Source organism: Oligoflexus sp. (genome assembly GCF_035712445.1).
Taxonomy (GTDB): domain Bacteria; phylum Bdellovibrionota_B; class Oligoflexia; order Oligoflexales; family Oligoflexaceae; genus Oligoflexus.
On sequence record NZ_DASTAT010000069.1, the window covers coordinates 40088 to 63028 of the forward strand.

Annotated in this window: 15 protein-coding genes; 3 read left to right on the forward strand and 12 right to left on the reverse strand. The window is 56.4% G+C overall.

The features are described 5' to 3' along the window. Positions 1-48: 48 nt before the first annotated feature. The gene (locus VFO10_RS15310; RefSeq protein ID WP_325141649.1) at positions 49-1191 is read right to left on the reverse strand and encodes a patatin-like phospholipase family protein; all 1143 of its coding nucleotides are present in this window, start codon (positions 1189-1191) and stop codon (positions 49-51) included. A gap of 221 nt (positions 1192-1412) precedes the next feature. On the opposite strand from VFO10_RS15310, the gene VFO10_RS15315 reads away from it, so the two are divergent. Next, the gene (locus VFO10_RS15315; protein WP_325141651.1) at positions 1413-2177 is read left to right on the forward strand and encodes a hypothetical protein; all 765 of its coding nucleotides are present in this window, start codon (positions 1413-1415) and stop codon (positions 2175-2177) included. On the opposite strand, the gene VFO10_RS15320 is transcribed toward VFO10_RS15315, so the two are convergent. Genes VFO10_RS15320 through VFO10_RS15335 form a run of 4 tightly spaced genes read right to left on the reverse strand, consistent with a single transcriptional unit; the run spans position 2174 to position 6992 of the window. After that, positions 2174-2641, reverse strand: coding sequence for a hypothetical protein (locus tag VFO10_RS15320; protein WP_325141653.1), 468 nt, complete (start codon positions 2639-2641; stop codon positions 2174-2176). The two genes, VFO10_RS15315 and VFO10_RS15320, sit on opposite strands and share 4 nt — an antisense overlap. 16 nt (positions 2642-2657) lie before the next feature. Then, positions 2658-5183, reverse strand: a complete 2526-nt coding sequence (gene mgtA / locus VFO10_RS15325; protein ID WP_325141654.1) for a magnesium-translocating P-type ATPase — start codon at positions 5181-5183, stop codon at positions 2658-2660. 10 nt (positions 5184-5193) lie between these two features. Then, positions 5194-5985 carry a phosphatidate cytidylyltransferase gene (locus VFO10_RS15330; RefSeq protein ID WP_325141656.1) on the reverse strand — a complete coding sequence of 264 codons (792 nt, stop codon included), beginning with the start codon at positions 5983-5985 and terminating at the stop codon, positions 5194-5196. Next, positions 5982-6992: a zinc-dependent alcohol dehydrogenase family protein gene (locus tag VFO10_RS15335; protein WP_325141658.1), complete on the reverse strand. Its 1011-nt coding sequence runs from the start codon at positions 6990-6992 to the stop codon at positions 5982-5984. The genes VFO10_RS15330 and VFO10_RS15335 overlap by 4 nt, the downstream gene beginning before the upstream one ends. Before the next feature lie 233 nt (positions 6993-7225). Between VFO10_RS15335 and ppsA the strand changes: the two genes are divergently transcribed. Continuing rightward, positions 7226-9649: a phosphoenolpyruvate synthase gene (ppsA, locus tag VFO10_RS15340; protein WP_325141659.1), complete on the forward strand. Its 2424-nt coding sequence runs from the start codon at positions 7226-7228 to the stop codon at positions 9647-9649. Here ppsA and VFO10_RS15345 read toward each other — a convergent pair. Next, a complete protein-coding gene (locus VFO10_RS15345) occupies positions 9609-12188 on the reverse strand; it encodes a PAS domain-containing sensor histidine kinase (RefSeq protein WP_325141661.1) in 2580 nt (859 codons plus the stop codon). The genes ppsA and VFO10_RS15345 overlap by 41 nt on opposite strands. Then, positions 12185-12847, reverse strand: a complete 663-nt coding sequence (locus tag VFO10_RS15350) for a BON domain-containing protein (protein ID WP_325141663.1) — start codon at positions 12845-12847, stop codon at positions 12185-12187. The genes VFO10_RS15345 and VFO10_RS15350 overlap by 4 nt, the downstream gene beginning before the upstream one ends. A gap of 120 nt (positions 12848-12967) precedes the next feature. On the opposite strand from VFO10_RS15350, the gene VFO10_RS15355 reads away from it, so the two are divergent. Continuing rightward, entirely contained in the window at positions 12968-15682 is a 2715-nt protein-coding gene (locus VFO10_RS15355; RefSeq protein ID WP_325141665.1) for a cation-translocating P-type ATPase, read from the forward strand. Between the two features lie 69 nt (positions 15683-15751). Here the strand turns inward: VFO10_RS15355 and VFO10_RS15360 are convergent, their stop codons facing one another. From VFO10_RS15360 to VFO10_RS15380, 5 genes are all read right to left on the reverse strand, one after another. Beyond that, a complete protein-coding gene (locus VFO10_RS15360) occupies positions 15752-17740 on the reverse strand; it encodes a helicase-related protein (protein WP_325141668.1) in 1989 nt (662 codons plus the stop codon). A gap of 156 nt (positions 17741-17896) precedes the next feature. Continuing rightward, positions 17897-20038 (reverse strand): hypothetical protein, encoded by a 2142-nt coding sequence (locus VFO10_RS15365; protein ID WP_325141670.1) that lies wholly within the window; start codon positions 20036-20038, stop codon positions 17897-17899. Then, the gene (locus tag VFO10_RS15370; RefSeq protein ID WP_325141672.1) at positions 20035-21075 is read right to left on the reverse strand and encodes an NAD-dependent epimerase/dehydratase family protein; all 1041 of its coding nucleotides are present in this window, start codon (positions 21073-21075) and stop codon (positions 20035-20037) included. Before VFO10_RS15370 ends, VFO10_RS15365 begins: the two co-directional genes overlap by 4 nt. Beyond that, a complete protein-coding gene (locus tag VFO10_RS15375) occupies positions 21072-22046 on the reverse strand; it encodes a diacylglycerol/lipid kinase family protein (RefSeq protein WP_325141674.1) in 975 nt (324 codons plus the stop codon). Before VFO10_RS15375 ends, VFO10_RS15370 begins: the two co-directional genes overlap by 4 nt. 219 nt (positions 22047-22265) lie before the next feature. Next, positions 22266-22934 carry a carbonic anhydrase gene (locus VFO10_RS15380; protein WP_325141676.1) on the reverse strand — a complete coding sequence of 223 codons (669 nt, stop codon included), beginning with the start codon at positions 22932-22934 and terminating at the stop codon, positions 22266-22268. Between the last annotated feature and the right edge of the window lie 7 nt (positions 22935-22941).

Consider the following 22941-nt stretch of genomic DNA (forward strand, 5'->3'; position numbering starts at 1 on the left):
CGGCTGGTTATAGCATCAAGGCGAAGGCGGGCCAAGGGCTGATGGGGTTCAGCCCACGCTTTCCGAGGTCTCGGTGGAACTGACCGCATTCTGAATGAAGTCCTCGATTTCCTGCCGCCGGTTCATCGCATCGTTATAGCCCAAATCCGCCAAACGTTCGCAGTAACTCGGAACGAAGAGGAGATAGCTGACGAGGTTGCCGGCGTCGTCCTTGGACCCGAGGCCGCCGACGAGATAGCGGATGGAGCGCGGGAGCTTTTCGTATTCCTGATAGGCGATCGCGCTGATGTCCTCGGTCGGGCTGATGTGCAGGCAGTTGATGGAACGCAGCTGGGATTTCTGCCTTTCGGCTTCGGGGACAAAGCTGAGGGTATTGTTGATGCGGCGCAGGCGTTCCACGTCGATGGCCACACCGTCGAGCAAGACGGAATTCAGCAAAACGCTTAAAATACGGGCAATGCTCGGGACGTTGTGCTGCACGGGAACCTGAGGCTCACCGGGTGGCGTGTGCTGGACGCCGATGACGAGTATGTTTTCCGCGTGCAGGTGAATCGCGGGACTGAGCGGGGCGGTATTCCTGAGGCAGCCGTCGCCGAAGTATTGACCGTCGATGGCGACCGGCGCAAAGAAAAGCGGAATCGCCGCGGACGCGCAGACGTGATTCAGAGTGATGCCCGAAGGCTGGCTGACGCGCCGCGTGCGATGCCAGTCCGTGTAGGGCTTGGCGCTGCTGACGAAGGTGATGTTCGTCGAGGTCGCGTAATCGGTGGCCGAGAGGGCCAGGGCATCTATAAGGCCCGTTTCCAGATTATGCTGGATGTTGGAGAAGTCGATGTGATCGGTCAGGTACTTGAAAAGTGGGGTCGTATCGAGCAGGTAGTTGGCGCGCTTGGTGCCGAAGGAACCGCTGGTGATGATGTCGGTGGCCAGATTCCAACCGATATTGCCGAAGGAACGCAGATCGGTGCGGAAGATTTGGTTGATGTTCAGCTGACACCAAAGATCCGTGAGTTTTTTCGCGGACCACACAAAGCTTTCATGCCTTGCGGCCAGGAAGCTGGCGTTGATGGCGCCCGCGCTGACGCCTGTGATGACGGTGAACGCATCCGGCCGTCCCATATCTGTGCACAGTTCTGCCAGAGCTTTGACCACACCCGCTTGATACGCGCCGCGCGCTCCGCCACCGGACATAACCAAAGCCAGACGCTTTTCACGAAGGAATGTGATGGCCCACCTCCCTGTTAGCTAGACACTGAGCATCATCTTATCGCATTCAGGAGCTTGCGAAAAGAGCGGACGGAGCGGAGTCAGCAGACTGAGCAGCACAATTCCCCGCCTCGATTGTGTATGTCGGTTTGTACGCGGATGGGTCATCTGCTAAGCTGGATGGATGCCAAAGGAGGGGCTGGACCATGCTCGCTAAACTGAAAAAAATTCTGGGTTGGGGGGACGGAGGGTCCCAGGGAGCGCCGGCGGCTGTGGGTGAGGCGCGGCTTCATACGCGGTATAACCTTGAGGACTTCGATTTCATCCGCCTTGAATTCCCGATCGAGCAGTTTCCTAAACTTCGCGATATCAGCTACGGGGGCTTTGCGCTCCTGAAAACCGGCCTGGCGCTGCCCGAGTTTTCTGACCCGGAAATCCCGGGCTTTCTGCATCTCTTCCAGCGCAGCTGTCCGATCAAAGCCAAGAAGGTGCATGAGGACCGCGATAAAATCGGCTTTCAATTCATCCACGATAGCGAAGGCATCCTGGTCTTCCTGCGTTCGTTTCTGGAAGATATGCGCTGCGGATCCACACTCGATAAGGTCGATCCCATCCTTCTGAGCGAAAGCTTCCAAAAGAAATACACGCTCGCCCTGCGCGGCGACGGTCCGGTCGATCTTTACATCGACTGGCACGACGGCCAGCTGCACAAAGCCCTGCTGACGCAAAGGGAAAATAAAATCTATTCCGAAGTCCGCTGGCTCGAAGGCAAATTACAAACCGGCCGCGTTCTGGATCAGGAAGGGGTGGCCCCGCGCATGGTCACCGATGCCACTCCCGATCCTTTGGCCCTGCAAAAATCCCTGCAGATCATGGTCGGAGCCCTGATCAAACGCAGCGACTGGATCGAACCCCTGAATGCCCTTTACCAGGAACTTCACCGCTGGCATGACCTGCGCAGCCAGGACTAAGGATGCAGGGGCTGCCCAGGCATGGTCGGCCAGATCCGAGGCGCGGCCTGGTCGAAATGTTCGCGAGCGGTTCTTTGCAGCTGCCGCTCGCTCATCTCCTCGGCTTTCTCGGTAGTCACGCGCACATCCCGATGCCGCAGCTCGCTCTGAAAAAACTCCGCGAATTCATGCGGCGCCCGGCCTATGCCCAGCACCAGAAGATCGGTGACGCCATCCAGCACCGTGCTGACCTTTTCATAGAATTCGTGCAGCTCATGCTTCTGGTGCGCTTCATGATGCTGGGCGGAAAAGGGCCCTGTTTCATGCATGTAGGGCTGTGATTTGGCTTTCCCACCCGTGCTGCGATGCTTCGATTCGAGGCCGGAATATAGAGTGGAAACGTCAGCTTCCTGAGGTCTGACCAGAATGGCTTTAAAGTGGTCGATCCAGACTGCGCCCCAATTTTTCTGAGTGGATGCATTCATAATTTTCCCCTTTGTTCTATACGATACCCTCCCGCAGAATACTGCGGGACGCCTTGCCGTAAAACAAGGATTTTGCAATCTCCGTGACCAAGGCATAGACCACGGTGATGATGAGTATCAAAAGCAGAAGACGTGCAGGCAAAGGCGAGAAGCCGAGTCCGCTGGCCAAGGGCGAGGACGGAATGAAGAAGGCTAAAAGGGCCACGGTCACCGTGCTGAACAACAAAAAGGAACTGGGCCGACTGCGATAAAAACGTCGTTGGGTACGAAGCACCAGGGCCACGATGAGTTCGGTCATGAGGGATTCCACAAACCAGGCCGTGCGAAACTCGATGACATCCGCATGAAAGACAAAACGCAGAAGGCCAAAGGTCAGAATATCAAACACGGAACTAATTAAACCGAAGACCAGCATGAAGCGCAGAATCCTTTGCAGGTCCCAATGAAGAGGCTTCAGGGTCACCTCGGGGTCCACGCTATCCGCCGCCAGTCCCAAGGCGGGAATGTCCGATAGAAAATTATTCAGAAGAATCTGTCCCGCCAGCAGCGGAAGAAAGGGCAGCGTCAGCGACGCCAAGGCCATGCTGAACATGTTTCCCAGGTTGGCGCTGGTGGTCATCTGAATATACTTCATCGTGTTGGCAAAGGAACGGCGGCCTTCCAAAATACCCTGGCGCAGAATCGCCAGATCCTTTTCCAGGAGCACAAAATCCGCAGACGCCTTGGCAACATCCACGGCTGCCTCGACGGAAATGCTGGTGTCCGCAGCATGCATGGCCGCGATGTCATTGATCCCGTCGCCCATGTAGCCCACGGCATGACCGCGCTTTTTCAGGGCGAGTACGATCCTTTCCTTCTGATTCGGATCGACCTGCGCAAAGACATCGACCGATCCCGCGGCCTTGGCCAACGCCATGCCATGCAGAAGATCCAGCTCATCCGCTGTCATGATGCGCGGCTCTGCAATGCCGATGCTGTGCGCGACCTGACGGCTGACGGCCGCGTTATCGCCGGTGATGATCTTGATCTGAACTCCCAGCCGACGGAGTTCCTGCATGGTGCATTCAATGCCGCTTTTGATTTGATCCGCAAAGGTCAGAAAACCAAGTAAGGTCAGATCCCGCTCATCGTCCTTGTCATAGCGATCCTTGGGCGCGACTTTTTTCTCTGCGATACCGAGGACGCGAAAACCCTGGGCGCTCCACTGCAGGAAAAGCTCCTTCCAGCGCTGCGCGTCCTCGGGGTTTTGCGTGCAAAGGGCCAGCATGGGTTCAAACGCGCCTTTGGTGATCATCCGCGGGCCATCCGCCGAGCTGATGATCACACTCAGGCGTTTCCGAACAAAATCATAGGGGATCTCGCCGAGTTTGGTCTCGCTTCCTTTCGGTTCCAAGGCTTGACGTATCGTATCATCCAGAGGATTGGACATGCCGGTTTGAAAGAAGGCATTCCATGCGGCCGCTTCCAAAACGGCATGGGAAAGCTGACCGCTGGTATCATAAGCGCCTTCCAGCTGAATCACGCCTTCGGTGATGGTGCCGGTTTTATCCGTGCAGAGGATGTCCATGCTGCCCAGATTTTCAATGGCATTCAGCCGTCGCACCAGAACACCGAGTCCTGCCATGCGCTGAGCGCTCGACGCGAGGTTGATCGTCAAAATCGCCGGCAATAGTTCCGGACTCAACCCGACCGCCAAGGCCACGGCAAACATCATGGACTCGGCGTTGGCAGCGCCTTTATACGCATGGGCCGCGAACACCAGCAGCACCATGACGAGCATAATCCAGAGCAAAAGCGCCCCGAAACGGCGAAGACCCTTATCAAAATCCGATTCCGGCGCGGGCTGACGCAAATGCTCCGCGATCTTTCCGTATTCGGTATCCTGGGCGATGGCCACGACCAGAGCGCGACCATGACCACTGCGAACGCTCGATCCCATGTAAATGCAGTGGCTGCGTTCCACCAGCTGCGTGCCCGGAGGCAGACCTTCGGCCTTCGGAACTTTTTGAACCGCAAAGCTTTCGCCGGTGATGACAGCCTGATTGATAAAAAGTTCGTCAGCGTCCAGCAGGACGCAATCGGCGGGCACCAGGCGTCCCGGTCCTAAAATCACAAGGTCGCCCGGCACCAGTTCATCATTGGGAATCTGAATCAGAGCGCCGCTTCTCAGGACCTGGGATTTTAATTTCAAGCGACTCGCAAGTTCCTCCAGGGCGCGACTTGAGGCGTATTCACGCCAAAAGCTGATGCAGGCGCTGATGAAGATAATGGCGAGAATGAGCAGAGCATCGGTCCAGTCGGCAAGAATCCCCGAGATCACAGCCGCGAAAATAAGCAGCAGCACGAGGGGACTTTGGAACTGGCGCATGAGAAGGCGCAGAGGGGATGTTCGCGAAAGGATCTGTCGCTGCGAGGGCTTCAAAAGCTTCAGGCGCTGCTCGGCTTCCGCGGTTGCCAGGCCCTGAGGCCCGGATCCAAGGCGCTGGCAGAGTCCGGCCTGCGTCTCCGTCCAGTAGGCCTCTTTTGTTCCGTGATTCCCCAAAGCCCCGCCTTTAAAAAAACAGGTTTAAAATCGGTGCTGCCATCAGCGCGCTATCCATGCGATCCAGGAGTCCGCCATGTCCGGGCAGAATGCGTCCTGAGTCCTTGATACCGCGATAGCGTTTGAAAACGGATTTAAAAAGATCTCCGCCTTGTCCCACCATCCCACAGACGGCACCGACGACAAGGATGAAGGGCCAGGAGCCCAGCTCGCCCCCATAAATCCCTGCGACCACCAGCGCGGCCAGACAGCTGCCGATGAATCCGCCCAGGGCGCCTTCCCAGGTTTTTTTCGGGGAAATGAAAGGAGCCATCGGTCGACGGCCCCAGGTGCGGCCGCAAAAATAGGCCGCGGTGTCGCCAGCCCAGGCTATGCTCAGGAGCAGGATCACAAAGCGTTCATTCTCCGCTTTCTGATAGAGCTGAGCGATCATAAGCCAGGGAAGGATCGCATAGGTCATCGCAAGAACCACCGAACCGGAGCGATGACTTCTTTGCTCCATGCTCCCGGGCAGGAGCGCGCTCAGGGCCGCTGCGCCCAGCAGGAAAACAGACAGGAGCGCAAGCGTCTCCTCATGCGGAGCCCAGAGCAGCACAAGGAAGACCAGCGTCGAGGCCAGGGCGAGGCTTATATTCTGCCTTCGAAAGCCCGGGCCCTCTTCCACGTAAATGCGCATGATTTCCCAGGCAACAAGGCCTTGAATAACGGCGAAAAAAATCAGGACAAGTTTCGAGCTTCCGTAAATGAGTATTCCCAGCACCAGGGGCAAACCGATCACACTGCTCAGGATGCGTTTGATCATAATACGTCAGCGATCTGCAGACAGCCCGTACCCTGGATGCGGTCTGCTTTCAAATCCTGAAGTGCTCGGTTCGCCTCGTCCAGGGCATAGATATGCACATGCGGCTTGAGGCCGATCGCAGCCGCCACCTTCAGCAGCTCTTCGCCGTCACTTCGCGTATTGGCTGTGACGGAGTGAATATTTTTTTCGTAAAAAAGATGCTTCTCGTAGTTGAGCACCGGGATATCGCTCATATGAATTCCAGCCAAAGCCAGGGTTCCTCCTTTTTTTAAAGCCTCCAGCGCCACGGGAACAAGGTCACCGGCCGGCGCAAAGATGATGGCGCTATCGAGTTTTTCCGGAAAGTCTTCCTGCGGGCCACCCACCCATCGTGCGCCCAGCTGCCTCGCAAGGTCCTGATGCAGCTCGCCCCGCGATTTGACCAGAACCTCGCAGCCGCGCGCCTTTGCGATCTGAGTGACGATGTGAGCTGACGAACCGAAACCGAAAATCCCCAAACGTCCACCCGGTGGAAGTTCGGCGCGTTTTAAGGCGCGATAGCCGATAATGCCGGCACAGAGCAGGGGAGCCGCTTCCGCATCCTCGAAGGCATCCGGGATCGCATAAGCATAGTCCTCAAGCACGGTGGCGAATTCCGCGAAGCCGCCATGCGCATGGTATCCAGTGAATTCCGGGCTTTCACAAAGGTTTTCCCGTCCACTTTCACAATAGGCGCAGCTTCCGCAGGTCTTTCGCAGCCAGGCGATGCCGACCCGCGCGCCGATCGGAAAACGCGAGGCATGCGGGCCCAGAGCCTCGACGTGACCGATGACCTGATGCCCGGGAATGACTCTTTTTTTGCGCGGGGGCAGATCGCCTTCAATCACATGCAGATCAGTCCGGCAGATGGCGCAGCAGTGAACGCGAATGCGGATTTCGCGATCGCCCGGAACGGGGACTGCGAGATCAGCCAGAAGCAGCGGGGATTCCATTATGTCCGTTTGATGTTCCAAGACCATGGCTTTCATACAAACGCCGCCTCCCTCAGAGTTTTCTCCAGGTCCATTCTCAAGCAACCCTTATGCCAGTCTTCAACGCGGCGAAGAGCGAGGCCACGGCGTGAATTGAGCCAGTTCATCGAGTGAGATGCCGCGACTCTGGAAGGTCTGCGGCCAGCATGAGGACTTAAACAGCGGGCACAGTCCTTGCTCTTTTTCCTTTCCAGGTAAACTCATCGTAAGTTTATGGAGGAGATATCCCCATGAAAACGTCAACAGCCGCCCCCTACATTCAATGGCTAGGGGATATCAGCCTGAACGATTTACCCCAGGTTGGCGGGAAAACAGCAGCGCTCGGTGAAATGTACCAGAAGCTCGGAGCCAAAGGCATTGCCATACCCAATGGTTTTGGCATCACCGCGGCCGCGTACTGGTTCTTTCTTGATGAAAACGGACTGCGTGATTTTATCAGGTCGACGATTGAAGGAACTGATCTGAAGAATGCCGATGAACTGCAAAGGGTCGGCCAGACGATCCGGCAGCGCATCGTGAACGCAAGGCTCCCGGAAGCCCTGCAAAAACCGGCATTGGAGGCCTTTCGCGAACTCATGGAAGGACGCTGGGACGCGGGCGTGGCCATTCGCAGCAGCGCCACGGCCGAGGACCTTCCCGAAGCGAGCTTCGCCGGTCAGCAGGAAACCTATCTGAACGTAAGAAGCGAGGAGCAGTTCCTGCTGTCGTGCAAACAGTGTTTCGCGTCGCTCTTCACCGATCGCGCGATCTCCTATCGTGAAGATCGCGGCTTTGATCATTTCTCCATAGCGTTGTCGATCTGCGTGCAGCACATGGTGCGTTCGGATCTTGCCTGCTCCGGTATCATGTTTTCTCTGGATACCGAGACAGGTTTTAAGAACGCCGTCCTGATCAACGCCTCCTATGGGCTGGGTGAAAACATCGTTCAAGGCGCGGTCAACCCAGATGAGATCTATGTGTTCAAGCCGACCCTGAGGCAGGGAAAGCGGCCCATCCTGCAAAAGAAAGTCGGCTCGAAGGAATATAAAATGATCTATGATGCGGGCGGCAGTCGCATGGTGCGGAACGTCCCTGTGCCCGAGGCCGAGCGCGGAAGGATCTGCATCAGTGATGAGGATATCCTGCAGCTGGCGCACTGGGCGGGGGCGATCGAGGATTATTTTTCGGAATTGAAAGGGCGGCCCACGCCGATGGATATGGAATGGGGCAAGGATGGAATCAGCGGGCGCCTTTACATTCTGCAGGCGCGACCTGAAACCGTGCAGTCGCAGAAGAATACGCTTCAGCTCTCGTTCTATCGGCTGAAAGAACCGGGCAAGGTCCTGGCGGAAGGCCGTGCGGTGGGCGAGAAAATCGCCCATGGGAAGGCCCGGGTGATTCGGGATGCCATGAACCTGAGGGAGCTTCAGGACGGCGAGATCCTGGTCACAGAAAAAACTGATCCTGACTGGGAACCTTCCATGCGGAAAGCGGCTGCGATCGTCACCAATCGCGGGGGCCGCACCTGCCACGCGGCTATCGTCAGTCGCGAGCTGGGTCTGCCGGCGATCGTGGGAACGGAAAATGGAACCGAGGCCCTGCGCGATGGGCAGATGATCACCGTGTCCTGCGCGGAAGGGGAAACGGGTCATGTCTATGAAGGGGCCCTCGCCTATGAGCAGCAGTCGGTGGATGCGGAAGCGGTCGCCCAGCGCCCGCGGACACAGATCATGATGAATATCGCCAACCCTGATGAAGCCTTCCGTCTGAGCCAAATCCCGAATGATGGAGTGGGGCTGGCCCGGATTGAATTCATCATCAACCATTCCATCAAAATCCATCCCATGGCCCTCTTGCGCTTTGATCAGCTGAAAAATCACGCCGATGCCGAGAAAATAGCGGCTTTGACCCAGGGCTATCCGAGCCGCGCGGCCTATTTCATAGACAAGCTGGCTCAGGGTGTCGCCATGCTGGGGGCCGCGTTTTATCCGAAGCCGGTGATCGTCCGCTTCAGCGATTTCAAGACCAATGAATATGCGAACCTTCTGGGCGGCCGGCAATTCGAGCCGGTCGAGGACAACCCCATGATCGGTTTCCGCGGGGCCTCCCGCTACTACAGTCCGCTTTATAAGGAAGGTTTTGCTTTGGAATGCGAGGCCATCAAAAAGGTTCGCAATGAAATGGGGCTGACCAATGTCAAGGTCATGATTCCCTTCTGCCGAACTTTGGATGAAGGGCGCAAGGTGCTGCAGGTCATGAAAGAGAATGGGCTGGAGCGCGGACGTGATGGTCTTGAGGTTTACGTGATGTGTGAGATCCCCAGCAATGTGATCCTGGCGGATGAGTTCGCGAAGATCTTCGATGGCTTTTCCATTGGCTCCAATGATCTGACCCAGCTGACGCTCGGCGTGGATCGGGATTCGGAACTCCTCGCTGAAATTTTCGACGAACGCAATGCCGCCGTGCAGCGCACGATCAGCGAGCTGCTTCGCAAGGCTCAGGCCTCCCATACCAAAATCGGAATCTGTGGCCAGGCTCCCAGTGATTATCCTGAATTTGCCGCTTACCTTGTGAAGGAGGGCATCGACAGCATTTCGCTGAATCCTGATACGCTGATGAAGACCACGCTTTTGGTCAAAGAGATTGAAGCGGCGGAAGCTCGTCCTCATTCGTAGCGGGATGACCGCAGGCGGCCGCACCCAGGCGCTGATGGATCAAGGTTGAAGGGAGGGTGAAGGTGAAGGACGTTCCGCGCCCTTCCTCGCTCGTCACCCGCACCTGGCCGCCATGCGCTTCGACGATGCCTTTGACCACGAACAGTCCCAGCCCGAAACCCCCTTTGGAATCATGCGGCTTCCAGTAGCGTTCGAAAAGCAGAGGAAGATAATCCTCTTTGATGCCAACGCCGGTGTCCGTGACATTGAATTCCAGCCAACCATCCTCGCGCAGGTGAACGCTCAGGTCAATCGTTCCATCTGCAGGCGTGTATTTGATGGCGTTGGTGATCAGGTTATTCAGAATCTGACAGAAGCGCGTTCGATCCATATAGAAGAGCGGCAGGGAGTCAGGGAGATTCATCTTGAGCTGCACAGATTTTTCAGTCGCAAAGGGGCGCAGAAGGTCGATGGTCTCCCGAATGATGGCCATGCCCTCGAAACTTTCATAGTGCAGAACGAACTGATTGGAATCAAGGTGAGAGAGATCGAGAAGATTGGCGATCAGCTCGTGCATGCGGCGGCTAGCGGATTTTGCCAGCTGGGCGATGCGTACGATCTGTTCGCCGGTCTGTGAGCGCGTCAGCTGCTTTGTGATCAGATCGCAGCTTTGCATGATCACAGTCAGGGGACTGCGCAGGTCATGGGACACGATAGCCACCACGTCCTCGCGAGCCTGGACCGCTTGCTTTAACCTTTCTGCATAGCGCGCATTCTCGATGGCGAGCGCTGCGAGACGTCCCAGCTCCTCGGCGGACATGAGGTCCAGTTCATCATAATGACGAGTGCGTTCGTAGCTGATAAAGCCAAGGACACCGATTTTCTTATCTTCGGCGATCATAGGGACGAACATATAGGAATGCAGGATTTTCCGAAGCTCCGCGGCCTGCTCCGCGTTCTGGGCTATGGAAGCGATCACCGATTCATCGACATTCGAAATCAGAACCGAGCGGCGCGTGTCGAGGACGCCCAGCACGCCCAGACGGGTCCTGGGATTGGGCGCATAGCGATTCAAAAAGGCTTCAAAGCGCTCCGCGCTGATAGCACTGTTATGAGCTTTGGACACGAGCCGCGGCACCCCGGTTTCATCCAGCAGATAAATAAGGCTGGAGTCGGCGAACTCTTCGGTCATGAGACTCGTCACCCGCTGCAGGGTGTCCTGGACATCCCGCATGGCGATCAGCTCCTCGCCTGCATGCGCGACGAGGGCCTGGTTTCTTTCCAAGCGGTAGCGCCGCGAGATATCGTAGTTGGTGACGATCGCACCGAGGATGCCGCCTGACTCATTGCGCAGGGGCATGGCTGAATTCAAAACGACCTTATGGGAGCCATCGAAACATTCGATCTTGATGGTTTCATCGACCGATGTTTCCCCTTTCTCCAAAGCTCGCGCCAAGGCCCATTCATGCGCGCCTATCAATTGCCCATTATGCGCCCACCAGCCTTTGTATTCTCCATACTGCTCGATGCCGACATACCGCATGCCGCGCCAGATTTCGATTCCTGCAGGGTTGCCCCTGGTGATTTTCCCTGTGCTATCGGTTATCCAAATCCCAACCGGCACGGCATCCAGAACTCCGCTTAAAAGCTGCTCCTGGTTTTTGAGTTTGAGCTCATCCTTTTGCCTCTGCTGGTCCAATCTATCGAGTTCTCGTGCTGTCAACCAGTTGAAGAGGAGAAGGCCCCCAAGCGTGAACAGCATGGCCCAGGCCAGCGCATAAGGCCGATTGGTCTGACCGAAGAAATATTCAAAGCGGCTGACAAAGACGATGAAAAAGGGCGCCACAATCACGGCAATCAGCTGTCGCCGGGCGATGACGCCACCGACGGTCTCCTGTATGAATAGTCCGGCGAGACCGTCATAGGGGGGCCTGAAAAGCAGCGCGAACGACAGCAAAACCGAAGCGACGGCCGTATTGGTGGCCGCGCCGCTTGCATGCCTAAAGGCTGGAAACATACTGTAGAATTGATCAGCTCCTAAAAACGCGCTGATGAGAGTGATCAAAGGCAGGACCAGGAGCAGTGCCGATAGCAGCCGATGAATCAGCTGCAGCGACGGCTCGCGGCGATTGTTAAGGATAAGGGCTAATCCCAGTAGGGTAAGGTTCAGAGCCGTTTCCGGAGCTGGACGTCCCGGAATTCCCTTGACGGACAGCTTATCTTGGGAAAACAGGTGATCCACGCCAAGGTCGATCGGTACTGAATATTGCAGCAGCGTGATGAAACCTATGAGGAACGGCACGAAACCAAGAGCGAGACCGATGCGGTTGGCGAGTTTGCGGCGGACACTGGCAGGATCCATACTGCGCAGGATCAGACTTACACCCGCGCAGCCCAGGGCGACCGCGGTATTGAAACGCATCGGCGGACTTTCATCAAACCATTGCCGAAGGGGCGGTTTGTCCGCATACATTCCGAGCAAGGCTGTAAGACTGATCGCGACCGTGCCCAAACAGGCCAGGAAGGAAAACGTTTTGAACCGCTGTTCCCACTTGTTCAAGGTCGCCCGTCCTCACTGATTCGGAGACGATTTTCCACATCCGAAACACCTGGAACCGCCCAGGCAGCCCATTTTACGTCTTCGCTTTCTGCAAGACTTTGCACTGTGCCTGTGAGTATCACTTTGCTGCCACTGATTTCAACACCGATGTTTTGTGCGTCGTCCGCCGCCATGCGCTGCAGGGCTTCTTCGATTTTTTTCTTCACATCCAAAGGCTCGACGCCCTTTTCGATGCTGATGTGATTGACGAGCTCGGTAATTCCAGTCAGGTTGCGGAGAGCTTTTTCCGCAGCGTTGCGTTGAAAATCCCAATCCACATGCCCGCGCAGGATCACCCGGCCGTTTTCCACCGACACCTGAACGGACGCCGGAACCAGGACATTCCAGGCCAAAGCGTCCGCAGCTGCCCGCGCAATATCCGTATCGGAACGCACATGCGTGCCGGGCAGTTTGACTTCAAGGGAATCGGCGACAGCCTTCACCCCGTGAACTCGAAAACAGGCTCGCTCGGCTGCATATTTTTCGGCATAACTGCTGACCTCTCCGGTCAGGGTTACCACTCCATCCTGAACGGCCACACCAATGTGCTCGGCGGCAACCGCGGGACTGTATTCCAGTGCCGCTATGATATCTCTCTGCAGCTGTCGATCGTTTTTCATAAGACCCTCCTTTCTTTCCCAGGGTGGGGATTTTCCAAGAGTAGACTTGTGGATTCCTGCATAGTCTGTAGGATTGCTTGCGTCCGCTTCGTTTGGAACTCCATGAAGGATGCCGCATCCATGCCACCGATTCCGTCTCAACCTTATGCCCTGACTTTGGAGCGGCTCAAGGAATATATGCAGACCGATCCTGAACGAGGACTCTCGGATGATGAGGTCCAGCGGCGCTTGGGCGAGTATGGCTCGAATCAGCTGGAAGAGGAAACATCGGAATCCTGGCTGATTAAATTTTTCAAACAGTTCCAATCTGTTCTGATAGTAATCCTCATCGTCGCGGCAGCCATGGCCGGTCTCATGGGGGAATGGACGGAAACCTGGGCCATCCTTGCCATCGTGCTTTTGAACGGAGTGATCGGATTTTTTCAGGAAGCGCGAGCGGAACAAGCGATCGCGAGTTTGCGTCAGCTCGCCTCGCCCCAGGCGCGCGTGATTCGTAGCGGCGCGAGCCGATTGATTGCCGCCGTCGACCTTGTCCCTGGTGATCTGATTGAACTGGAGGCCGGCGATTTCGTGCCGGCGGATACGCGCTTGATCGAAGCCTACGATTGCCGTTGCCAGGAAGCGGCCCTGACCGGCGAATCCGTCCCGGTCCATAAAAAAGCCCAGCCACCTCTTGCTGAAAAAACCATACTGGCCGAACGCAGCAATATGCTCTTCATGGGCACCACAGTGCTTTCCGGCCGCGCGAAAGGATTCGTGGTGGCGACCGGAATGCAAACCGAATTGGGGCACATCGCAGGAATCCTGCAAAGGCAGCCGCAGGAGCCGACCCCTTTGCAGCTTCGCCTGGCTGAACTCGGTCGCATACTCATCGTGCTCTGCCTCGGCATGATTGCGCTTATTTTTGCGCTTTATAGCCTGCGCGGGGATGCGTTGAAAGATGTTTTTCTTTTTGCGATCAGCCTTGCGGTCGCGGTGATCCCGGAGGGCCTGCCGGCCTTCGTCACGATCGCGCTGGCTCTTGGCCTGACCCGCATGGCCAAACGCAATGCCTTGATCCGACGCTTGCCGAGCGTGGAAACTTTGGGATCGGTCACCGTCATCTGCACGGATAAAACCGGAACACTGACCCGCAACGAGATGACCGTCCGGGTTTTGGAGATCGGTCCCTATGCTTATGAAGTCAGTGGATCGGGCTATCAAAGGGAAGGTGCCATCACGCGGACGCGCGAGGTCGAGGGCCTTGGCTCCGGGGATGACGATCTGCATTTGGCGCTTTGGATCGGAGCGCGCTGCAATCACGCGAAAATCATCCCGGAAGCGGCTCCTTCCCAGTCCTGGTCGGTTCTTGGAGATCCCACCGAAGCCGCGCTCTTGATTGCCGCGGACAAGGCAGGCATTGCAGTGGGCAACGATCCCCTTCTGCAAAACAAGCCCTTTGATGAACGAAAGCGCATGTCGATCGTGGTCCAGGCCGAGGGCGGTGGACCGATGATGCTCATGAAAGGTGCGGCCGAATCGCTGCTGAGCTGCTGCGCTCATGAGCTGTGGGATGGTCAGGTGCGAAGGCTCAGTCCAGCCCGTCGTCAGGAAATTTTGAATGCGAACCATGCGATGTCGTCCCGGGCTCTGCGTGTGCTCGGTCTGGCATTTCGCAGCTTTCCCGCAGTGCAGACCGACTATAAGGAAGACGAGCTTATCTATGTCGGCCTGGTCGGAATGATGGATCCGCCGCGCGATGAGGCGAAGGCCGCTATTCGGAGCTGTCTCGACGCTGGAATCATGCCGGTGATGATCACCGGGGATCATCCGGCCACAGCCCGGGCCATCGCCATGGAACTGGGATTAACGACGGCCGACGGGCGTGTGATGACAGGGCAGGACATTGATGATGGACCTTTAGGTCAACTCGAAAAGGATGTCGCCGGCATTGCTGTTTATGCGCGTGTCACCCCGGAGCATAAGCTGAAAGTTATTGAAGCCTGGAAAAAACATGGGGCCATCGTTGCCATGACCGGCGACGGGGTGAATGATGCGCCCGCGGTCAAGGCCGCTGATATCGGCATTGCGATGGGCATCACCGGCACCGATGTGACGAAGGAGGCATCGGATATCATTCTGATGGATGATAACTTCGTTTCGATCGTGAACGCGGTGGAAGAGGGGCGCGGGATTCTTGATAACATCAAAAACATCATTCATTATCTTTTAGCGGGCAATGTCAGCGAGGTCCTGCTTGTGCTGACCTGCGTGATCGTGGGCTGGCCCTTGCCGCTGCAGCCGATGCAAATCCTTTGGATCAATCTCGCGACCGATGGCTTCCCGGCCCTGGCTTTGGCTGCGGAGCGGCCTGAGCCCGGCATCATGCGTCGAAAGCCAAGGCCGGTCAAGGAACCTATCCTGTCCTGGGGCAATGGCCGCCGCATCCTTGGTCATGGCCTGCTTCTGACCGCGATGATGCTCATAGGTTTTTACTGGTCTTATGCTTTGCATCCACCCACGCGGGGTCAGTTGCCTTTGGCCCAGACGGTTACATTTTTCATCTGTGCTTTTGCGCAGCTGTTCTTTGCGCTTGGCTGCCGGAGTCAGACCCAGACCTACTGGAGCCGAGGCGCACTCAGCAACCCCGCCTTGATCGGGGCTCTTATCGTGGCGGCGGGACTTCAGTTTGCGATCGTTTACATTCCCGCTTTGCGTGTGATCTTTTTACGCGCGGATCCCAAGTTTGGCCTGGATACATGGATGCCCATGCTGATTCTGGCGATTTTTCCCGTGTCGATAGTGGAGCTGATTAAAATTGGGAGGGGAGTGATCCGGTCAGGGTCGAAGCCCTGACCCTTCGGGTCTTTAACGTCGCCGGGCGTGTTGAACGTCGCCGGGCGTGTTGAACGCCGCCGGGCGTGTTTAACGCCGCTGGGCGTGGCAGTCCCGGCAGACGGAGAACTGCGAGAATGGAGGCATCATCGCCTTGCATTCAGTGCAGAAGGAAAGAGGAAGCCCTATAGTTTTCTTCCGCGTCACCCTTTTATTGCCGGCCAGCAGCTTATTGATCAGCCCGTCATAGAACGCGGCCAATTCCTGCGCCTTTTCTTTTTCCTGGAAAATTTCCGGTTTTTTGTTGGCGAACCAGAGGTAAACTGTCAGGTTCTTCCTTTGGGACTCGGCATATTCCAGACGGGCACCGGGATCCTCAAAGATTCGAAGGTCGACGGTGTTCTTCTCTTTTTCCAGGACCTTCTTGTAGCCGATCGCCAGATCCAGAAAGTACCCGAAGGCATCCTCGTTTTTCGGATCCGCCGGCGCGATGCTGAAGAACCAGCGGACGCTGAGCGACGACGCATCGGTGCCGAAGATCCGATCCATCTTCTCGGCCACGATCAGGGTCTCTTCCGAGATATCGACCGAGAAAATCTCATGACCGATCTTTTGGAATTTCCTGAGGGCGAAATCCAAGCTGTGGTTATTAAAACTTTCACAGATTTTTCGAATGTGCGCCGCGGTCGGCTTCATATGCACATCGGTCAGGCCCACATCGGGTTCGGGAGCGGTGTAACGCTGCCGCAGAAAGTGCAGGTCCTTGGCATCATAGCTCGTGATAATCCCGGCTTCCGAAGCGATGCCGTAGCGACCCGCGCGGCCTCCGATCTGCTTGACTTCCTGGGGGGCAAGACGCCGGAAGCCTTCGCCATCGAACTTTTCCGTTTCCGTGAAAAGGATCTTGTGGATCGGCAGGTTCAACCCCATGCCCACGGCATCGGTGGCCACGAGGTAATCCGTCTCCCCATCGCGGAAACGGCGGGATTGCTCTTTTCGCACTTCAGGCGAGAGCGCGCCGTACACCACCGAGACATTGGCCCCGGCTCCTTCCAGCATGTCCTTCCACAGCAGGACGTTCTTCCGCGAAAAACAGATGAATGCTGTACCTGCCTCGGGGAGTTTCTTCGGATCCTCTTTATGCTCGGCAAAAACCAAAGGCGACATCCTTTGGGTATAGATGATCTCGATCTCGTCGCCGGTCAGCTCCGCAAGATCCCGCAGGATGTTTTCCACGATCGGAGCGCCGCAGAGGTAGACGACATCGGCCGCGATGCCGATGACCGCGTTGAGCCAGTAGCCCCCGCGATCCTTGTCGGTCAAAAGCTGAATCTCGTCGATCACAGCCACTTCATAGTTCTGGTTGAAGTCGGCTGTTTCGATCGTCTGGCAAACGTGGGTGGCCTCGGCCAGGTCCACGCGCTCTTCACCCGTAAGGAGTCCGGCCTTGACCCCTTTCTCACGCAGGCGGTCGTAGTTTTCGAGGGCCATCAGGCGCAAAGGCCCGAGGTAAACACCCGAATGGGCCGTACGCAGAGCTTCCATGGCCGCATGAGTCTTGCCGCTGTTGGTGGGGCCGAGGAAAGCGATCAGCTTTCTCTGCTTGCCACGGGCTGCAAAAAACACGTCCTTATAATCCGAGAATTCGCGGTTTTCCCGCAGCGCTGCGATCAAAGCGATTTCGAGCGCATTCTTCTGCCGCTTCTGAGCGGCTTTCTTCTCCCGCTTCTCGGCCTTCGCCTGCTCTTTCTTCAGATCCTCGGGAACGTTCCGATGGGCCTGTTTCAAAGACTGGCTCGCCGCGCGGTTGACGCTTTTTATAAAGGTTTTGGGAGCGGCCGGCTGAATTTTGGGAACGCCGGCGCCGTCCTTCCAACGATGATATTCTTCAAGCAAGCTGTCGGGCGTGTGCGAGCCCGAACGGAATTTTTTCAGGATTTTCTTAACGGCTTCCTGCTGCTCAGGATTCAGGTCCAGAAAAAAAGATACGTGTTCCACGCGGGCTTCACGGCCATGCTGGATAAACACGGGTCTTAGTTTTTCTGTGAGTTCTATTCTTTTTTCGGTAGTAAGTGTCATCAAGTTTCCAAGAGGTAATCAAACGGTAGGTCATCTGTGGATATATAAGATATATCCAGCAATTGTCAAGGAATGCGCCGATTGACCTGCACTCTGTGACGCATCCAATCGGACTGTGTGGTGGGGATAGATGAATGAAAACAGGGATCTAAAAGGTCAGCCTGGCATCATCTCAACGGGCTCAAGATGAAGCTGGGCCGGCGTCGGCTCAACCGGCGCATGAGTATGCTTGCCGCTTGACGACTCACGCGTGCTGCGCAGGGCCCGGAGCGCATGTTCCCGGCAGAGTTCGATCTCCTGGTCGGTGACAATGCCATTGGGACTGCGGATGGTGGCCAGGCGCGCCCCGTGCTTTTTGGCCATTTTATAGATCTCGATCACCTTCCGGTAATTGATGTTTCGCGAGAGCGTGAAAGATTCCAAACGTCCTTCCAGGGCCAGCAGCGCGGTTTCGGCAAGACAGGCGTAAACCACGCTCGCTTCGAGCCCGATATCGCAGTTGAGCGAAACCTTGCCGGGCAGTTCAATTTCCCCGCTTTCGATGATGAGCACATCCGGGCGACTGATCGCTTCACTGGCCGAGAAAGTCAAAGGACGGCCCACGTCACAGACCAGAGCGCCGGGCTTGATGCTATCGATCGACAGCACACCGCCTTCAGTGGCGCTGGTTGAAATCACGATCAGATCCGACTGGCCCGCAAAGCGATCCGGCCGCGTGCTGACCGTCAGGCGGCAGTGCGGTGCGGTCTGCTGAATTTCATCCCGCAGAGTCATAAGACGCGCGCCGTTGGTTCCGACCAGCACGACATCCGTGAAGATATCGGCAAGAATACGGGCGCAGACTTTGCCGATGCTGCCGGTCGCTCCGATGACCATGGCACGGCCCTGAGTTTTATTCTTTTTGTTCTGATTGATCTGAATAAACCCGAGTTTGACCAAGGCATCTCGCGCCGCCCAAAGGGTGGCAGCCGCCGAAAGCGAATTGCCGGTGGTCACAGGGATCGGACTGCGCTGGGCGACGGTTACGCCCGCGTCTCCGACGATTTTCGTGAACGCGCCGAGGCCGATGATTTCCGCGCCGCGCTTTTTCGCGTCCTCGGCAATCGCCAGGATTTTTTCGTAGATGGCATCAGGGTTGGCCGCCAGCATCTCTTTCGGTGTGGCGAACAGCGTATAGATCAAACCCTCCGCGAGACCGCCATCGGCCATGCTCTGGATACCTTTGATGCGACCGTAGAGGACGCCCGGAACTTTGCCAATGCCGCGCTCCATCCAAGGCTGCACGCGGTCCGGCAGCCAGGTCAGAGGCTTCAGGGCCGGATGGCGATAAAGGTCGCGGCGACTGAGGGGATGAATGATGAAGGCAAAGCGCCGAATCGAGGCGTCGCGATCTTCATGCAGACGCTGCATGCAGGGATTCACGCGATGGATCGTCAGGAATTCGAGGATATCGTCCTGATTCAAGCTCTCATCGCTTTCCTGACAAAGCTGAATCAGGCCCTCAAGAACCGAATAGGGCAAATCATTGGCCAGCCCCGGAATCTGCGGCTTGAACCAGAAAGCGTTGAAGACCTTGGCGGCCCGAAGGTCGGCGGCCAGTTCCTGGTTCATGTCGTCCAGGAGCAGGGTTTTATCCGAAAAGTCCTGAAGATCGAAGCAGCGCAGGATATTGCTCGTTCCGATGAAATAATCAGCGGACATGGCTTTCCGCACCAAAGGATTCAGGCCGAGCGCCGACAACTGAATGGGTTTGGCGGGAAGCTTCAGCATATGATTCTGGAGCGCGCGTCCGGCGATGCTCGCATAGGTCCGCAGGGCCTTGAGACCGTGCAGGGCCGTGGGAACCTGGTACTGAAGGCAGGGATCGAAGAAATAAAGATCCTTGGCCTGGCCGCCCAATGATTGCAGAGCTTCATATTGAGTCAGACCCGAAAGGAAGGTCAGCGTGCTGTTCTGAATCTTCAATTCACCGTGATTGATCACATGCTGCAGGGTCCAGTCGAAAAACGTCGACCGCAGAAGATGCCCGGTGACCATGGGGACCTGGGTGACTTCCTGGTCGAGACGCTTCAGAATACGATGCCGCAGAGTTTTGCGGCCTATGTATACAGGTGCTGGAATGCAGCTGAAAGCCAGCACATCGCATTCATTTTGATACTGGCGGGCAAGACGGAAGAGCAGCTCCTCATCGTAATCCACCCCATACTGCGTAACGTGAATGGATTGGCCGGCAAACTGAAGGATGCGGTCAAAGTTCTGACGCGAGGAACCCAGACTCAGACTGATAATCCGTTTCATCCGATTTTGCCTCCTGAGAAGAAATGCTCCTCCGCATAGCGGAACAGAGTGTCGGCATATTCCTTATAATGCGGAAATCGTAAATCCGGTATAAAGGCCTGCAGATGGCGCGACTGAAACCCGGTCGGGCTGTTCAGGGTCGCCAGCATGTCGAGTGGCATATTGAAGTGTTTCCAGATCATCTGCGGCACGCGATCATAAGGCAAAGCCAAGGGTTCCATATCGAGGCCCACGAAGGCCATCATCTCCGCCAGCACTTTACGTGCCGAAATCCCATTTTCGCCACCGAGTATATGAAAGATTCTTCCTTTTTCGCCCGCGCTCGCTTCCACAAGGCGTTGGCAGGCGTCAGCAGCCCGATCCACGGGCAAAAGCGGCAGACGCGTGGATTCCGAAAATACGAAGGGCAAAAATGTCATTTTGCGAAAGGGAATGCGTGAGCTGCGCAGACGATAAAGCGCCTTCAGAATGTGATACATGCCGCTGACGCGGGGGAATTCGCCCGTCTCGGTCGACCCGATGATTTCACCCAGTCGCACGATGCTCCGCGCAAAGGGCGTTTCCGCATGCTGCACCAGTTTTTCGGCGGCGAACTGCGCTCCAGCCCAAACGTCGGCATAGGACTGATCACGAATTTTCGTGCTTTCGTCAAAAGCTCCCACATGCGATCCGGCCACGCGCACGCTGCTCGTATGATAGTAATGCTTGAGGCGTGGCAGATAGCGGCAGAAATTCAGAATGGTCGCGGTGCGCACCACATGCTCTTCATAAAGCACGGCATGATTCGCTTCGCCGCCCTGATGACCACCGGCGTGAATCACGACCTCGGTGTCCGCTGCGGCCCGCAGCACAGGGCGCAGAAGGTAATCGGCATGAGCATGGAAGCTGACGTTCAGCCATTGCACGGGCAAAGCCTTCACAGCCGGAGGCGGCAGGAGCCGGCTGCAGGCCACCACTTTCCATCCCGACTGGACAAACTTCTGGCAGAGCTGCTGACCATAGAACGTGCCAGCGCCAATGATCAGAACCGTGCTCACGTAGGGACCTCCAGGCGTTTGGAAGCTTCGAAGGCATTCAGACAGGACAGCTGATGCGAATATACGCGGAGCGACTGCGGCTTGATACCGATTTCCAAACGACGCGCGCTGGTCAGGAGTTCACCGTCGCCGTAAAAGGCCATCTTCTGATCGGTCTTGTCGAGGAGTTCGAGTTCCAGTCGGTCAGTTTCAAAGGACAGCATACGTGGATCATTGGTGGGTGGAATGTGCTGGCGCACGCGGTAAATCCCGGTCAGAAGCTGACAGAGATGATGATGCGTGAAGATGCTGACGTTGAATTTACCGTCATCGTTCTTTGTCTCCGGGGCGATTTTGAAAGAACCGGCTACCGAAGGTTGATTATTGATCATCAAAAGCGGACTTTCCAGCTCGCCGCGATAGTCAGGTGATGTTATGCGCAGACGATATTTTTTCTGGGGCGCGCCGAGGAGTTTTAGACCGAGGATCAGCGTATACATGGGATGACCGATGTTGCTCATGAGCGACTGAAAACCGGGAATGCTGCGACGCCATTGATTGATGCTTTCGGCCACGTCACCGATGATGCCGATGCCGCCGTTGGTGGCCATATGCGTGCCATTGACCGTGATGAGATCGATCGCTTTCCACTCATCGAGCCGCACGAATTCAAGGGCTTCCTTGATGCGATTATGAATGCCCAATTCACGAGCAAGGTCATTGGCCGTGCCCGCGGGCAAAACCAAAAAGCGGGTTTCCTGCTCAGCGAGCTGTTGAATAAGAGTATGAAAGGTTCCATCACCGCCGACGGAAACGATGACGTCGACCTTGTCCGCCGTTGCTCGGTTGATCTCGGCTCGTAGCTCGTGCTCATCACGGGGTGCAATAAAATCCAGCTCACTCCTAAAAAGCTGACGCTGGATCAGACTCTGCCAGTCGCGACTTTGCCCTTGGGAGGCGCGAGTGTTCAGGAAGACTCGAACTTTTTGCATGATGATCAAGCCCTTGCGCGTGATGGTGCGGTTTCGGGATTGGGACCCTATTCTCGGAATGAGTTATGACATTTCTTTCGTCGCAAAGCCATAGCCACTGCGATATTTTATTGAAGTTGATGTGGGAACTCTATTCCGGGAGGACTTGTAACCCATATGGCGCTGTGGGTTTTGCCCAGGGGTGCGCGCCCCCAGGTTTGTGGGAAGGGCGTGAAAAGCTTAGTGATCAAGCCTTTGCAGGATCACCTGAGCCAGCTCCCGATCGATCGAAGCAAAACGATTCAGCGTAGGTTCCCAGGCCAATACTTCAGCATTGGCGATATCAAACCACCAGCCGTGCAACTGCAGCGTTCCCTGGTCCATCGCCTGACGCACGCTCGGATAGGTGCGCAAGTGTTCGAGCTGCTGCAGTACATTCAGCTGGGACAATTGATTATGCGGTGCAAGATGTCGGCATTCGAAATGCGGACCGGAATGCATTTTATAAAGCGAGGGCTCCGCATGCCGGAGCCAGCTGCGCAGGTTTCCGCTCAGCCCCTGGGTGCCGCGCAGGACGGCCATGTGGGCTCCGCATTCGGAATGTCCACAGACGATAATATCCTTAACTTTCAGCTGCTCCACTGCAAATTCCACAGCGGCGGCTTCCGATTTGTCGAAGATGCTGATGCCATCCTCACCGCAGGGTGGGATCAGATTACCCACATTACGCACGACAAACATATCGCCGGGATCGCTCGACGCAAAAAGATTGGGAACAACTCGACTGTCTGAGCAGGCAATCAGGAGGGCGTCCGGTGATTGGCCCAGAGCGAGTCGGGCAAAGGTTTCGCGATAGGCGGGCTGCACCTTTTCGCGAAAGTCGACGATACCCTGTAAGAGTTTTTTCATGTCGCAA

Excerpts from the sequence above, each read along its gene's own strand:
- VFO10_RS15315 (WP_325141651.1), top strand. The coding sequence starts at position 1,413 with ATGCTCGCTAAACTGAAAAAAATTCTGGGTTGGGGGGACGGAGGGTCC.
- VFO10_RS15380 (WP_325141676.1), bottom strand. The coding sequence starts at position 22,934 with ATGAAAAAACTCTTACAGGGTATCGTCGACTTTCGCGAAAAGGTGCAG.
- VFO10_RS15330 (WP_325141656.1), bottom strand. The coding sequence starts at position 5,985 with ATGATCAAACGCATCCTGAGCAGTGTGATCGGTTTGCCCCTGGTGCTG.
- VFO10_RS15320 (WP_325141653.1), bottom strand. The coding sequence starts at position 2,641 with ATGAATGCATCCACTCAGAAAAATTGGGGCGCAGTCTGGATCGACCAC.
- VFO10_RS15375 (WP_325141674.1), bottom strand. The coding sequence starts at position 22,046 with ATGCAAAAAGTTCGAGTCTTCCTGAACACTCGCGCCTCCCAAGGGCAA.
- VFO10_RS15335 (WP_325141658.1), bottom strand. The coding sequence starts at position 6,992 with ATGAAAGCCATGGTCTTGGAACATCAAACGGACATAATGGAATCCCCG.
- ppsA (WP_325141659.1), top strand. The coding sequence starts at position 7,226 with ATGAAAACGTCAACAGCCGCCCCCTACATTCAATGGCTAGGGGATATC.
- VFO10_RS15350 (WP_325141663.1), bottom strand. The coding sequence starts at position 12,847 with ATGAAAAACGATCGACAGCTGCAGAGAGATATCATAGCGGCACTGGAA.
- VFO10_RS15355 (WP_325141665.1), top strand. The coding sequence starts at position 12,968 with ATGCCACCGATTCCGTCTCAACCTTATGCCCTGACTTTGGAGCGGCTC.
- VFO10_RS15365 (WP_325141670.1), bottom strand. The coding sequence starts at position 20,038 with ATGAAACGGATTATCAGTCTGAGTCTGGGTTCCTCGCGTCAGAACTTT.
- VFO10_RS15360 (WP_325141668.1), bottom strand. The coding sequence starts at position 17,740 with ATGACACTTACTACCGAAAAAAGAATAGAACTCACAGAAAAACTAAGA.
- VFO10_RS15310 (WP_325141649.1), bottom strand. The coding sequence starts at position 1,191 with ATGTCCGGTGGCGGAGCGCGCGGCGCGTATCAAGCGGGTGTGGTCAAA.